This window comes from Synechococcus sp. J7-Johnson (assembly GCF_024345795.1).
Taxonomy (GTDB): Bacteria; Cyanobacteriota; Cyanobacteriia; order PCC-6307; family Cyanobiaceae; genus Regnicoccus_A.
The window spans coordinates 59,931-73,138 of the sequence record NZ_JAGQBU010000005.1; the positions used below are offsets into that span (position 1 = coordinate 59,931).

Below are 13,208 nucleotides of genomic sequence, written 5' to 3' on the forward strand. Positions count from 1 at the left end.
TCAGCGGCCGATGCGACTGCGCCAGCGCCGGGCATTGCGGCCATCGAGCACATAGGCCGTCACGCCATCGCGGCTGCGGCGCTGAGGGGCCATCGGCACGGCCGTATCCACCGACGCCAGGAACTCGCTGGTGAGGCTGAGCAGCAGCTCCTGCACACGCACTGGCTCCACTCCCACCAGGCCATCACCGAGCCGCCAGAGCGCCTGCTCGTGCTCCTTGACGCGCACCACGGAAAAGTGGCTGCCGCCCTCCACCATCACCAGACGGCTGCGTGGTTCCGGGTGCTGCAGGAACAGTGCCAGCTGCTCGCTCACCGGCGGGGTGACCAGATCCAGCCCGCCGCCTGTGATCAGCAGCGGGGCCTTGAGGCGCTCCAGACCACGGCCAGGCCAGAGCAGGCTGCCGAAGCCGTTCAGGCTCACCACGGCAGCCAGGGTTCTCGGCTGGCCGCTCGCCGGCTCAGGCAGGGGCACCTCCTGAAGCTGACATTGCAGCAACCTTGAGATGTTGATCAGGGGGATCACATCCAGAGCCCGGTCACAGCGGCGGGCCAGGCCCGGGAGCGGGCGCAGACCGGCCGCCAGCATTGCCGAAAGCCCCCCCAGGGAGTGGCCCATCAGCACCACCGAGTGGCCAAGTCGGGGAATCTGCCCCTGCCGTTCCGCCGCCAGGACCGCCTCCACATCTGCCAGACGATCGGGCAGGGTTTCAGCCCCTGGCGGGGGCCGCTGGCCATCGAGCATCTGGCGCACCGCCGTCTCGTTGCTGCCAGGGTGTTCGATCAGCACCACCGGCCAGCCCCGGGCCGCCAGGCCCTGGGCCATCCAGCCGAGCTGGGCACTACTGCCCCCCAGTCCCGGCATCAGCACCACCCATGAGCCCTGGCGGGGCGTCACGGCCGGCCAGAGTTCCAGCTCCAGCGGGGCTGACCGGTGGGCCACCTTCAGGGCGATGGATCTGGGCCTGAGGTCAGGCTGAATCGCCGAGAGCCGTTCCCTGGTCGCTGAATCCTCCCGGAAGCGCAGCGGCAGGTCCCGCAATCTCTCCAGTGCCAGAGTCTGCTCCTCCAGCTGCTGCCGCCAGAGACCCGCGAGCTGCAGCAGCCCATCGAGATCGAGGGTTAGCTGGGGCGTGGGCACCGCCAGCAGTAGTTCCACGAACCGAATCGGCTCGGGCCGCTGCAGGCGCTCCCGCAGGGTGGTGAGCAGCATCACACCGCTGCCGGGCTTCCCTCCGGCGAACAGTTCGCCCACCTCCTGCAGCACCTGGCGGCCAGCCCAGCTCTGCAGCAGCTGCAGAGCGAAGCCCCGGTCAGGCAGCAGGGGTGCACGCAGCAAGGACAACAGATCATCGCGACTGCGCTCGTCGAGCAGCTCGAACCAGATGGCCAGTTCATTGCGGCTGCCCTTCGGGTCCCGGCTCCAGGCATCGAGCTGGTGCAGGTCGAGGGGCAGGGAGAGGCCATCGAGCTGCACATCCAGCCGGTCGGCGGCCCGAGCCGACGCTGCCAGCAGCGGCGTCAGCGAGCCCACCAGCAGACTGGTCAGGAGTGCCAGCCCCCGGCGAACGTGTTGTGACTGAGCCGCAGGCAGGAGCAAGCCAACCAATCTGGTGGCTCCAGTTTCCCGCGCCGCTGCGCGAGCTGACCCTGATCCGCCTGGTGGGCAGCTTCGGGGCTGGGGGGATCCTCTATCTCACTCCAGTGGTGTTCCACCAGGCGCAGTTCTCGGCCCTGGATGTGGGTCAGGGCCTGGCTGCCGCGGCACTGGCTGGCACCATGGGCCGGCTGCTGAGCGGCTGGTGGCTCGACCATGGCCTCAGCACCACCCGGCCGGTACTGCTGGCGGCCCTGATCTCAGTGCTGGCCGACAGCCAGCTGTTCAGGGCTGAAACCTTCGCCGCCTTCGTGCTGGGGCAGGTGCTGCTGGGCATGGCGATGGGGATCTACTGGCCGGCGATCGAGCTGGCAGTGCCCCTGAGTGCGCCACCCCTGTCCAGCAGCCGTGCCTATGCCCTGGTCAGAACCGGTGATGCCCTGGGCGCGGCCCTGGGGGTGCTGCTGGGAGCCCTGCTGGCGAGCAGCCGGCACCTGCGCGGCATCTATCTGGTCGACATCGCCTGCATGGTGGTGGTGATCACCCTGCTGCTGCGCTCACCTCTGCCCGTGGCGGCCGCCAGCAGCGACGGGGATCGCCGGCTTGCCTGGCGCCAGTGGGTGAAGCCCCTGCTGCCCCTGCTGGGCGTGACTCTGCTGGCCACGGCCATGGTGTCGCTCCTGCAGAGCGCCCTGCCGCTGGATCTGGTTCGGGGTGGGCTGGAGCGGGCACCGCTGCCCGAGAGCCTCGGGGCCCTGCTGCTGGGCCTGCAGCTCAGCTTGCTGCTGCTGTTCCAGTGGCCCCTGGGGCGCTGGCTGTCGGAGCGGCGGGTGGCCTTTGGGCTGGGCTGGAGCCTGCTGGGCTTTGCACTCGGCAGCCTGCTGCTGGCCCTGTCAGCCCTGGGCTGGCAGAGCCTGCCCCTGCTGGTGTTGGCCCAGGTGCCACTGGCGGCAGCGGCGGCGGCCTTCCTTCCCACCGCCAGTGAAGCGGTGATCGAAATCACTCCAGCAACGCACCAGGGGATGGCTCTGGCCCTGTTCTCCCAGTGCTTCGCAATCAGCTCCTTCGTGGCTCCCCTGGTGGGGGGCTGGCTGCTGGAAAACCAACGGCACGGAGCCGGCCTCTGGCTGCTGATGACGATGCTGAGCCTGCTGGGTCTGCTGCTGGTGGGGGAGCTGAACCGCTTCCATCCCCACCCCGGTCAGCGGCGGATCCAAGCGGGCCCCTGAGCGATGGCGCCCCCTCAGGGGCCCTTGACCTGGGCGTCGGCATTGGCCTGCTGGGCGCGGATCCAGGCTTCCGACTCATGGGGGAGCGGCTCGGTGCCGTATTCCCAGTCGTCGTAGTCGGGGTCGTTGCGGATCCGCTGGTGCAGTTCCTTCTGAACCTCGAAGTTGTGGGGGTGATCGGCGGGAGCGGCCGGATCGATTGGCGCTTCCGGATCGTTGGCGGGAGACGTCTGGGATGTGGGCATCACCGGCCACTGCAGCTGCTCCCATTGTCCCCCCTCAGCGGGGGCGCCGCCGGGACAGACGCTGGAGCGGGTCCGCCGTAAAAATGGAGCCGCCAAAGCAAAAATAAGACTGTGACGTATTGCGTGGGCATGCTGCTGCAGGAGGGTCTGGTGATGGCCTCCGATTCGCGCACCAATGCCGGCGTCGATGATTTCGCCAGGTTCTGCAAGATGACCACCTTTGAGCGGCCCGGTGATCGGGTGATCGTTCTGCTCAGTTCGGGCAGCCTGGCCGGCACCCAGGCGGTGGTGAGCCTGCTGCAACAGCGGGCCAGTCGCAACGACGGCAGCTCCACCCTGTGGACCGCCCAGACCCTGTTCGATGTGGCCATGCTGGTGTCGGATGCGATGCGCGACATCGAACATCGCGATGCCCCCTTCCTGGAGGGCAGTGCACTGAAATTCAACGCTTCCTTCATTCTGGGCGGCCAGATCAGGGGAGAAGTCCCGCGGTTGTTCCGCATCTATGCCGAAGGCAACTTCATCGAAGCTGGCGAAGACACACCCTTCCTGCAGACCGGCGAAGCGAAATACGGCAAGCCGATCATCGACCGTGTGATCACCCCTGCCACGACATTGGCCGATGCCACCAAGTGCGTACTGGTGTCCTTCGATTCCACCATGCGCAGCAATCTGTCGGTGGGCATGCCGATCGACCTGATCTGGTACGAGCGCGACAGCCTGGCCATTCGCCACAGGCGCCGCTTCCTCGATGGCGACCCCTACTTCTCAGCCCTGAGCACCGGCTGGAGCACAGGCGTACGCCAGGCCTTCCGCGGACTTCCCGCTCTGGACTGGTCCTGAGCCCTGCATTCAGAGTGAGCGAGTCAGGCAACCAGACATCCACATACCAGCCGTGAACCCTGAAAAAATCCTGCAGACCGGGATGGCCTTCTGGGCCTCGAAAGCCCTGATGAGCGCGATCGAGATCGGTGTGTTCGCGGAACTGGCCCGGGGGCCTCAGTCGTTGGATGCCCTGCGCGAAGGCCTGGGGATGCACCCGCGCTCGGCCAGGGATTTTCTGGATGCCCTCGTGGCCCTTGGCTTCCTGAAGCGAAAGGCAGATGTCTACAGCAACACCCCCGAAACCGACGCTTTCCTGGATCCCGGGAAGCCGTCTTACATGGGCGGCATTCTTGAGTTGGCCAACTCACGTCTCTATCCCTTCTGGGGCCATCTCACCGAGGGGCTGCGCACGGGCCTGCCGCAGAATGAGCTCAGGTCTGGAGGACCAGCCCTGTTCGAAACCCTCTACGCCAGTCCCGCGCGCCTCAAGGAGTTCCTGGTGCCATGAGCGGGATCAGCCGAGGCGCCAACATGGCCATTGCCAGAATGTTCCCATGGAACGAACAGCGCACCTTTGTGGATGTCGGCACCGCTCAGGGCGATCTGGCGGTCCAGATTGCCCTCACCAACCCCCATCTGGAGGGTATCGGCTTTGACCTGCCCGAGGTGGCGCCGATTTTCAAGGACTACGTTTCATCTCATGGCCTGTCGGCTCGACTCAGATTTGAATCTGGTGATTTTTTCAAACAGGAATTACCCAAAGCTGATGTCGTTCTGATGGGTCACATCCTGCACGACTGGGACCTGTCCACGAAACGAATGCTCATCCAGAAGGCATTTAACGCATTGCCTGATGGTGGCGCTCTCGTGGTCTACGAGGCCATCATCGACGATGATCGATCTCAGAATACTTTTCGACTGCTGATGAGTCTGAACATGCTCATCGAAACACCGGGCGGCTTCGACTACACCGGCGCCAACTGCACCGGCTGGATGAAGGAGGCCGGATTCTCGACAACGAGGATGGAGCATCTCGTCGGACCCGACTCGATGGTGATCGCGATCAAGTGACCGAGTCCGGGCCAGCGTGGCCGGTTCAGCCTCGATCCGGCTGCAGACTGATGGGCTAAGTGGAGCCTGACCTCTCATCAGAGTTCCAGCCATCGTGTTTTTCCATGTCACAGATTGACCAACTGCCAGCGGGCGTCGTCGTGGTCACCGGTACCAGTCGCGGCCTGGGGCGCGAGCTTGTGAATCAGCTCCGCCAGCGCGGGCGGTCCGTGATTGCTGTGGTGCGCAGGATCGTGAGCTGCACCCTGCCGGCCCACGACGACGACCTGCAAATGGTGGAAGCTGATCTTTCCACCCCCGCCGGAATCGAGGCCGCCATCGAGGGCATCGAGCTTGCCCTGGGGCCCCGTAGCCTCGCCGCCCTGGTGAATGGAGCAGGGGCGGTCACGCCGGTCGGTCCGCTGGTGGCTCACTCCAGCAACGCCATGACGGCGGCGCTGACGCTCATGGCCATTGCCCCCGCGCGGCTGAGTGTGGCCTTGGCGCAGCGCATGGTGCCCGCAGCCCGGGTGCTGAATCTCTCCACCCGCTCAGCCCACGAAACCTTCCCAGGGCTCTCTCTGTACTGCATGAGCAAACACGCCCTGCATTCCGTGAGCCGCTCCCTGCAGCTTGAGTGCCCGACCACGATGGCGGTGGCCGAGCTCATCCCCGGGGAAGTGGATACGGACATGCAGTCGGACCTGCGCACCCCCGATCCGGCCGACTTCAAGATGGCGGAATTCTTCCGCATGAATCAGCCCAACTTGATCCCCACGGGACTGGCCGTGGCTTTCATCGCCTGGGTACTGCTGGACACCTCTCCGGATGATTACGCCCGCACCGACCCCTGGTATGTCTATGACGCAAGCACCCACCCCCAGTGGCTGCCGCAGGGGGTGGCCTTCAATTATCCAGAGCCCTGACCTGAGCCGTGACCTCAGCCCTGGAAACCGCACCGCCATGCCAACACCCCATGATCCGCCTTCTGAGAATGCGCGCAGAAGCCTTCTCTGGCTTCATCAAACAAGCGATCGAGAGCTCTCTGGACGATATCGAAGGCTTGAATCGATGGCCTAAAACAGAATCTCTCGAACTTGCACAAGCCGAGATCAAAAGGCTTCTCCCCCAGGGCCTGTCAACGCCTAACAACATCTTTTTGGAGATCGTTGAAAACGACAGCAAATCGGCAATCGGCTTCATCTGTGTCAGCCTTGGCAGCAGAGGATCTGAGCAGATCGCATTCATTCATCAGCTATTCATCTATCCACAGCACAGACGCCAGGGGCATGCCCGGGCAACATTGGAGGCGATCGAGGCCGCCCTCCTGGCGCGGGGGGTTGCAGCCATTGTCTTGCACGTGTTCAACTCCAACAAGACGGCTCAGCAGCTTTATGCAACAGCTGGATACGAAGTGGCCAGCCTGAACCTGCAGAAAAAATTGGCACAACCTGCTGGCTGAAGCGTCGGCTCAGTGGCAGGTCCAATCTCTAGAGATCACGCCATGTTCAGTTGCTCCAGCTGTGAGCGGCGGGAGGCTGAGGCTTATCTCTTCAGACGTTGAACAGAAACTCCATCACGTCCCCTTCCTGGACCACATACTCCTTACCCTCACTGCGCAGCCAGCCGCGGTTGCGGGCTTCCGGCAGGGAGCCGGCCTCCACTAGCTGGGCGTAGGCCACGGTCTGGGCACGGATAAATCCCCGCTCGAAGTCGGTGTGGATCACCCCGGCGGCCTGGGGGGCTGTCATACCGGCGGTGATCGTCCAGGCGCGGGTTTCCTTCTCGCCGGTGGTGAAGTAAGTGCGCAGGCCCAGCAGGCGGTAGGTGGCGTGGATCAGGCTCTGCAGCCCACCCTCGCTGACCCCCAGGCCCTCCAGGTAATCAGCGCGCTCAGCCTCGCCAAGCTCGATCAGTTCCGCCTCCACCTGGGCCGAGATGCGCACGGCCTCGGCGCCTTCCTTTAAAGCCAGCTCCTCCACGGCGCGGCTATGGGCATTGCCCTCGGCCAGATCGTCTTCCGAAACGTTGGTGGCGTAGATGATCGGCTTGGCGGTGAGCAGCCCCAGGGGCTTCAGCATGGGCAACTCCTCCTCCCCCAGCTCCACGTTGCGGGCGGCACCTCCCTGCTCGAGCTCCGCCTGGATCCGCGCCAGGGCTGCATCCTCGGCCTGGGCCTCCTTGCTGGTGCGCGCCTGCTTCTTCAGCCGCTCACGGCGCTTCTCGATCTGGCCCAGATCCGCCAGGCCCAGCTCCAGATTGATCACTTCGGCGTCACGCACCGGATCCACCTCACCCGACACGTGTATGACGTCGTCGTCCTCGAAGCAGCGGACCACGTGCACGATCGCGTCCACCTCGCGGATGTTGGCGAGGAACTTGTTGCCCAGGCCCTCCCCCTGACTGGCTCCCTTCACCAGACCGGCGATGTCGACGAACTCCACCCGGGTGGGGACTATCTCGCGAGAGCTGGACAGATCCGAGAGCATCTGCAGCCGCCCGTCAGGCACTGCCACAACGCCCACATTCGGCTCGATCGTGCAGAAGGGGAAATTGGCCGCCTGGGCCTGGGCGTTGGCCACCAGGGCGTTGAACAAGGTGGATTTGCCCACGTTGGGCAGCCCCACGATTCCGGCTTTGAGCATGGGGCGAAATCTAGACGGGGGCACCTCCGGGGACAGGGCCACAGTTGGGAGCAACACCAGGAAGACTGGTCGCAGTGAATGGAGCACGGCCATCGCCACGCGGATGCTCGAACAACCCCCAGCCCCGAAGCCGCCCCAGGCTCCGCTGACCCGCGGCGTGTCCGCAACGGCTGGAGAGGGGGCAATCGGCCCGGCTCCGAAACGCCGCTGGCGGCGACTGGCGGCCGGGGCCGTGGCCTTGCTGGTGGTTGTGGGCGGTGTGACCGTCTGGCAACGCCAGCGCCAGGCCGCCAAGCGCAGCAACCTGGCCGATTTCACCGTGGTGGCCCAGCGCGGCACCCTCCCGGGAGTGGTGAGCGCCAGCGGCGAGCTGGAGGCAGGCCGCAGCGTCAACGTCAGCCCCAAGCGCGGCGGTGTGCTCGAGTCGCTGTTCGTGGATGAAGGCGACCGGATCAGCGAGGGCCAGCCCATCGCCCTGATGGACAGCGGTGACCTGCGCCAACGGGAGCTGGAACTGGAGGCCCAGGTGCGCCTGGCGGAAGCGGAGGAGAACCGAGCTCGCTCCGACTACGAACGCCGACTCAAGCTGTTCGAGCAGGGGGCCATCAGCGAGGACGACATCGTGTCCTTCCGCACCCGTGCGCTCACGGCCAGGGCCTCACTGGACGTGGCCCGCAAGCGCTTCAACCAGCGCACGGTGGAACGCGCTGAGCTCACGATCCGGGCCCCCTTCGATGGGGTGATCACCCAGCGCTTCGCCGACCCCGGCGCTTTCGTGACTCCCACCACCTCCGCCTCGGCCAACGCCGGCGCCTCCAGCTCCTCGGTAGTGGAGCTGGCTCAGGGGCTGGAGGTGGTCGCCAAAGTGCCCGAGAACGACATCGGCCGGATCAGCATCGGCCAGAGCGCCAGCGTGCGAGTGGATGCCTTCCCCGACAAGAGATTCGCTGCACGGGTGATCCAGGTGGCACCGCGGGCGGTGAAAAACAACAACGTCACGTCGTTCGAGGTGAAACTCTCACTCAGCGATCCCAACAACCTGCTGCGCATCGGCATGACCGCCGACATCGACTTTCAGACCGGCAGCCTTCCCCCACAGACCCTGGTCCCCACCGTGGCGGTGGTGACTGAGGAAGGACGGCCGGGCGTGCTGCTGGTGGGCAAGGACAACCAACCCCGCTTTCAGCCGGTGACCCTGGGCTCGAGCAGTGGTCGCAACACACAGATCATCACGGGTCTCAAGGAAGGCACCCGGGTGTTCATCGACCTGCCCCCCTGGGCCAAGAAACGGGATTCCTGACGGCGGCCGGATGCCCGATCAGTTCCGGCCTCCGCTCAGGAAGTTACGGCTGGCCTCGAGGATCCGGCCACTGGCCTGGCCATCGCCGAAGGGGTTATGGGCCTGGGCCATGGCGGCATAGGCCTGGGGATCGTCCAGCAGCCGGCTGGCCTCGTCCACGATCGACTCCCTGTCGGTGCCGATCAGGCGTGCCGTTCCGGCCGTGACCGCTTCTGGCCGTTCCGTGGTTCTCCGCAGCACCAGCACCGGCTTGCCCAGGGCCGGCGCCTCCTCCTGCAGACCGCCGGAATCGGAGAGCAGCAGGGTGCAGCCCCTGATCGCCCCCACCAGCTCGTCGTAGTCGAGCGGTTCGCAGAGGTGAGCGCGGGGATGGTCGCCCAGCAGCTCCTGCAGGGGCTCCCGCACCGTGGGGTTGCGGTGCAAAGGCAACAGCAGGGCCGTGTCGGGGTGGCGGTCCAGCAGCTGACGGAATCCCTCTCCGATGCTGGTGAGACGCTCCCCCCAGTTCTCTCGGCGGTGGACAGTGGCCAGAATCACCCGCTGCCGCTCCCAGTCGAGGCCTGGGACCTGGGGCAGGGGGGCCGAGGCGGCCATCAGCAGCAGCGCATCGATCACCGTGTTGCCCGTGACCAGGATCTGCCCCACCACGCCTGACGCCTTCAGGTTCGCCTCGGAGACACTGGTGGGGGCGAAGTGCAGCTGGGCCACCTGGGAGATCAGGCGCCGGTTCGCCTCCTCCGGGAAGGGATCGAGCAGGTTGTCGGTACGCAGCCCGGCCTCCACATGGCCCACGGGGATCTGCTCGTAGAAGGCCGCCAGGGCCGAAGCGAAGGCGGTGGTGGTGTCGCCCTGCACCAGCACCAGCTCGGGTCGATGCTCCAGGAACTCCTCGCGCAGTCCCTGCAGTGCCGCGCAGGTGACATGGGTGAGGGTTTGCTTCGGGGCCATCAGGGCCAGGTCGCGGTCAGGGGTGAGCCCGAACAGATCCATCACCTGGGCCACCATCTCCCGGTGCTGACCCGTGAGCACCACCCGGGTGCGGAAGCCTGGATCGCGCTGAAAAGCCAGGATCACCGGCGCCAGCTTGATCGCTTCAGGCCTGGTGCCCAGCACGATGCTCACGAGCGGTGCGGTGGCGGACAAGGGGGCGAGGCGGTGGCTCGGATCCTAGGGAAGGGGGCCCGCAGGCTCTTCCGTGACAGGGGCTCAGTTTCGAGCAATGCTGCTTGCACTGGCCGCAGCCAACCTGTGAACCCGCTCGAGAGCAGCAACGCTCCCCAGGCCCTGGTCGATGCCGCAGCAATCAGACTGCCGCCCCCACCTCCGCCGACTCCGGCCCCTGTGGATTCGGTCCATCCAACGCCGGAATCCGTGCGCCCGACCTTCGGCGATCTGCCTCCCAGCCTTGAAGCGATCGTGGCAATCGCCGAAGCCAGGGACTTCTCCGACGTGCACATCAGCGTGGGCGAAACGCCCCGCTATCGCGACCAGGGGGTGATGGTGAACACGGGCTGGCCCACCACCGACCGGGAGCAATTCCGGCGCTGGCTGGAGGAGATCGTCGAGCCCGCCGACCTGGATCGTTTCCGTCGCGACCTGGACTTCGACGGGGCTTACGCATTCCCCTTCGCGCGCGTCCGCATCAACCTGCTGGAGAACGTGCGCGGCCCTGCGATGGTGCTGCGGCTCATCCCGTTAGAGGTGCCAAGCCTGGATCAACTGGCGATGCCGCCGGTGATGAAGCAGCTGGCCAACTATCCGAAGGGGCTGGTGCTGATGACCGGCCCCACGGGCTGCGGCAAGAGCACCACCCTGGCCGCGATGATCGACTGGATCAACCGAACCGCCGCCAAGCACGTCATCACGATCGAAGATCCGGTGGAATTCGTGCACACCAGCCGCACCTGCCTGATTCGACAGCGGGAGGTGGGGCATCACACCAAGCACTTCCACACCGCCCTGAGAGCAGCGCTTAGGGAGGATCCCGATGTGATCCTGATCGGTGAAATCCGCGACCGCGACACCCTCACCACCGCCCTTGAAGCCGCCCAGACCGGCCACCTGGTCTTCGGAACCCTCCACACCAATTCAGCCGTTCGCACGGTGGACCGGGTCATGGGACTGTTCGACCCGGCCAGCAAGGAACAGATGCGCCGCGAGCTGGCGGAATCCCTGCTGGCGGTGATCTCCCAGGGGTTGATCCGCACCGTGGGCGGGAAGCGCAGGGCCTATCACGATCTACTGGTGAACACTGAAGCCTGCCGCGACTACATCCAGCGCGGGGATCTCGACGAGGTGGAGCAGATCATGGCCCGCAGTGCCTTTGACGGAATGCAGACCATCAATCAATCACTGGCCGCACTTGTGGAAGAGGGTCAGGTGGATCCCCGCGAAGCCCTCTCCCACAGCCTCAAACCGAACGAGCTGGCCCAGACCCTGCGCGGTCGGATCAGCTGAGGGTGCCGACGCTGCTCAGGAGCGGGTGACCAGACGGATCAGCAGCAGACTCGCCAACCCCAGGGACAGGCCAAGCATGGCCAGGCGCCCGTTCCAGATCTCAGCCTGGGGAGTGAAACCACGGCGCCAGGCATTCAGTTCCTGTGGGTCGACATCGACGGGCTCGAGCAGGTTCTCGCTGATCTCAGCAGGGGCCATCTGTTCTCGTCCCAAGACAGATTTCCAAATACTCTAAAGCGACTTACAACCGGACCGCGTTTCGTAAAGGCTGCCGGCCTGCTCAAGCGTAAGGCGTGCCATCACCCCCAGATCGCAGCCGCTGCGGGCCCCGCTGGCCAGTCGGGCCGCGCCTGCCACGCCGATCATGGCGGCGTTGTCGGTGCAGTAGGCCAGGGGAGCCACGCGCCACTGCAGGCCGAGGACGGCGCAGCGCTCCTCCATGGCCTGGCGCAGGCGGCGGTTGGCAGCCACTCCGCCCACCAGCACCACCGTGTCCAGCCCCTGATCCAGAGCGCAGCGGCAGCTGCGCTCCACCAGCACCTCCGCCACCACCCGCTCGAAACTGGCGGCGATGTCGGCAACAGGAAGCTCCTGCGGCTCCTGCTCGAGGCGCTGCACCAGCCGCAGCACCGCGGTCTTGAGACCACTGAAGCTGAAGTCGTAAGGATGGAACCCACCCTCTGGCCTGGACACCCGGCCCTTGGGCAAGGGAAAGCGTTGGGAATCGCCGGTGGCGGCGGCCGCCTGGATGGCGGGGCCGCCGGGGTAGCCCAGTCCCAGCAGCCGCGCCACCTTGTCGAAGGCCTCCCCGGCTGCGTCGTCATGGCTGCGTCCAAGCCGCTGGTAGGAGCCGACCCCATCGACCCGCACCAGCTCCGTGTGGCCGCCGCTGACCAGCAGCACCAGGTAAGGGCCTGGTGGAAGTGGCTCCCCCAGCTGCACCGAGCAGAGGTGCCCCTCAAGGTGGTGCACCCCCAGAAAGGGCAGGCCGTGCAGGCGGGCAAGGGTGCGACCGGTGATCGATCCCACCAGCAGGGCCCCCACCAGCCCCGGTGCCACCGTGGCCGCGATTGCGTCGAGATCGGCGTAGTTCAGCCCCGACTCCGCCATCACCCGCTCCACCAGCTGGGGCAGGGCCTCTACATGGCGCCGGGAGGCGATTTCCGGCACCACCCCCCCCCAGCGGGCGTGCTCCTCCACCTGGGAGGCCACAGCGCTGGCGAGCACCTGGCGATCGCGCACGACGGCGGCGGCGGACTCGTCACAACTTGTTTCGACGGCCAGAACGGTGGGCATGGGCTCCAGGGAAGTCCCCTACTGTCCGCGTGTGACATCCTGCCTTCCCGCAGGTCTTAATCCCAGCACCGGACACGATGCGCCGTCTCTTTGCTGTTCTGATTTCAGCCTTCCTGATCTTCGGCTTCGCCCCCATGGCGAACGCCGATCTGGCAGGGCTGACCCCCTGTGCTGAGAGCCCCCGCTTCCAGCAGCGGGCGAGCCAAGCCACCAACGACCAGGCCAAGGCCCGGTTCGCGAACTACAGCCAGGCCCTCTGTGGCACCGATGGATTGCCCCGTCTCATCGTCGATGGCCGCTTCAGCCATGCCGGTGATTTCCTGATCCCTGGCCTCCTCTTCCTCTACATCGCTGGCACGATCGGCTGGGCCGGCCGTAGCTACCTGATTGCCATCCGCGGCAGCAAGGACGCCACCATGCGTGAAATCCAGATCGATCTGCCCCTGGCGTTCAAATCCACCCTGTCCGCCGCCGTCTGGCCCCTGGCAGCCTTCAGTGAGTTCGCCAGCGGAAAAATGGTGGAAGCCGACGCCAAAGTGACCGTTTCCCCCCGCTGATTCCTAGA

At 65.8% G+C, this 13,208-nt stretch carries 15 protein-coding genes; 9 read left to right on the forward strand and 6 right to left on the reverse strand.

The genetic code is table 11. The features are described from left to right. A complete protein-coding gene (locus KBY93_RS04140; RefSeq protein ID WP_255092982.1) occupies positions 1-1,599 on the reverse strand; it encodes an alpha/beta fold hydrolase in 1,599 nt (532 codons plus the stop codon). On the opposite strand from KBY93_RS04140, the gene KBY93_RS04145 reads away from it, so the two are divergent. Next, a complete protein-coding gene (locus KBY93_RS04145) occupies positions 1,575-2,825 on the forward strand; it encodes an MFS transporter (protein ID WP_255092983.1) in 1,251 nt (416 codons plus the stop codon). The genes KBY93_RS04140 and KBY93_RS04145 overlap by 25 nt on opposite strands. Before the next feature lie 14 nt (positions 2,826-2,839). Here the strand turns inward: KBY93_RS04145 and KBY93_RS04150 are convergent, their stop codons facing one another. Next, on the reverse strand, positions 2,840-3,070 hold the full coding sequence (locus KBY93_RS04150) for a hypothetical protein (protein WP_255092984.1): 231 nt from the start codon (positions 3,068-3,070) through the stop codon (positions 2,840-2,842). A gap of 129 nt (positions 3,071-3,199) precedes the next feature. Between KBY93_RS04150 and KBY93_RS04155 the strand changes: the two genes are divergently transcribed. From KBY93_RS04155 to KBY93_RS04175, 5 genes are all read left to right on the forward strand, one after another. After that, on the forward strand, positions 3,200-3,913 hold the full coding sequence (locus KBY93_RS04155) for a peptidase (protein ID WP_255093056.1): 714 nt from the start codon (positions 3,200-3,202) through the stop codon (positions 3,911-3,913). 52 nt (positions 3,914-3,965) lie between these two features. Continuing rightward, positions 3,966-4,403, forward strand: coding sequence for a methyltransferase dimerization domain-containing protein (locus tag KBY93_RS04160; RefSeq protein WP_255092985.1), 438 nt, complete (start codon positions 3,966-3,968; stop codon positions 4,401-4,403). Then, positions 4,400-4,966 (forward strand): methyltransferase, encoded by a 567-nt coding sequence (locus KBY93_RS04165; RefSeq protein WP_255092986.1) that lies wholly within the window; start codon positions 4,400-4,402, stop codon positions 4,964-4,966. The genes KBY93_RS04160 and KBY93_RS04165 overlap by 4 nt, the downstream gene beginning before the upstream one ends. Before the next feature lie 104 nt (positions 4,967-5,070). After that, positions 5,071-5,871 carry an SDR family NAD(P)-dependent oxidoreductase gene (locus KBY93_RS04170; protein WP_255092987.1) on the forward strand — a complete coding sequence of 267 codons (801 nt, stop codon included), beginning with the start codon at positions 5,071-5,073 and terminating at the stop codon, positions 5,869-5,871. Positions 5,872-5,921: 50 nt separating this feature from the next. Further along, the gene (locus KBY93_RS04175) at positions 5,922-6,407 is read left to right on the forward strand and encodes an N-acetyltransferase (RefSeq protein ID WP_255092988.1); all 486 of its coding nucleotides are present in this window, start codon (positions 5,922-5,924) and stop codon (positions 6,405-6,407) included. 91 nt (positions 6,408-6,498) lie between these two features. Here KBY93_RS04175 and ychF read toward each other — a convergent pair whose 3' ends face one another. After that, complete coding sequence (ychF, locus tag KBY93_RS04180) at positions 6,499-7,590, reverse strand: redox-regulated ATPase YchF (RefSeq protein ID WP_255092989.1); 1,092 nt, start codon at positions 7,588-7,590, stop codon at positions 6,499-6,501. A 103-nt stretch (positions 7,591-7,693) separates the two neighbouring features. On the opposite strand from ychF, the gene KBY93_RS04185 reads away from it, so the two are divergent. Then, a complete protein-coding gene (locus KBY93_RS04185) occupies positions 7,694-8,890 on the forward strand; it encodes an efflux RND transporter periplasmic adaptor subunit (protein WP_255092990.1) in 1,197 nt (398 codons plus the stop codon). A gap of 18 nt (positions 8,891-8,908) precedes the next feature. Here KBY93_RS04185 and wecB read toward each other — a convergent pair whose 3' ends face one another. Continuing rightward, positions 8,909-10,033, reverse strand: coding sequence for a non-hydrolyzing UDP-N-acetylglucosamine 2-epimerase (gene wecB, locus KBY93_RS04190; RefSeq protein WP_255092991.1), 1,125 nt, complete (start codon positions 10,031-10,033; stop codon positions 8,909-8,911). Between the two features lie 105 nt (positions 10,034-10,138). Between wecB and KBY93_RS04195 the strand changes: the two genes are divergently transcribed. Then, positions 10,139-11,347, forward strand: coding sequence for a type IV pilus twitching motility protein PilT (locus KBY93_RS04195; protein ID WP_399222531.1), 1,209 nt, complete (start codon positions 10,139-10,141; stop codon positions 11,345-11,347). Between the two features lie 15 nt (positions 11,348-11,362). Here KBY93_RS04195 and KBY93_RS04200 read toward each other — a convergent pair whose 3' ends face one another. Then, the gene (locus KBY93_RS04200) at positions 11,363-11,545 is read right to left on the reverse strand and encodes a high light inducible protein (protein WP_255092993.1); all 183 of its coding nucleotides are present in this window, start codon (positions 11,543-11,545) and stop codon (positions 11,363-11,365) included. A gap of 33 nt (positions 11,546-11,578) precedes the next feature. Continuing rightward, positions 11,579-12,643, reverse strand: coding sequence for a tRNA (adenosine(37)-N6)-threonylcarbamoyltransferase complex transferase subunit TsaD (gene tsaD, locus KBY93_RS04205; RefSeq protein WP_255092994.1), 1,065 nt, complete (start codon positions 12,641-12,643; stop codon positions 11,579-11,581). Positions 12,644-12,720: 77 nt separating this feature from the next. Between tsaD and KBY93_RS04210 the strand changes: the two genes are divergently transcribed. Beyond that, complete coding sequence (locus tag KBY93_RS04210) at positions 12,721-13,200, forward strand: Photosystem I reaction center subunit III (RefSeq protein ID WP_255092995.1); 480 nt, start codon at positions 12,721-12,723, stop codon at positions 13,198-13,200. The last annotated feature ends 8 nt before the right edge of the window (positions 13,201-13,208 follow it).